The organism is Halomonas sp. SIMBA_159 (genome assembly GCF_046536035.1).
In the GTDB taxonomy this organism is placed as follows: Bacteria; Pseudomonadota; Gammaproteobacteria; order Pseudomonadales; family Halomonadaceae; genus Vreelandella; species Vreelandella venusta_A.
The window spans coordinates 1-236 of sequence record NZ_JAWJBT010001610.1 but is presented as its reverse complement, the minus strand read 5'-3'; the positions used below and the strand labels follow the sequence as shown (position 1 = coordinate 236).

At 50.0% G+C, this 236-nt stretch carries 1 protein-coding gene; it reads right to left on the bottom strand.

The window, feature by feature from the left end; genetic code table 11:
* A partial coding sequence (locus tag R0J87_RS24660; protein WP_498889668.1) for a His/Gly/Thr/Pro-type tRNA ligase C-terminal domain-containing protein occupies window positions 1-236 on the bottom strand: 236 nt, incomplete at both ends.

Here is a 236-nt window from a genome sequence, read left to right as displayed (position 1 = left end):
ACGGCCAGCGCTTTTGCCAGTTCAGTTATTAAAATAGTTTGTTGCGGTTTATCTTCACGCAACCATTTCACGGTGACCTCATTACGGCTTAGCTCATCTTCGCCGAGGATCAAGCCAATGGCTGCGCCCGATTTATCTGCCCGCTTAATTTGTTTCTTTAAATTTCCGCCGCCACAATGCACCATAACACGCGTGCCCGGCAAGTCTGACCGCAGCCTTTCGGCAACAGAAAGTGC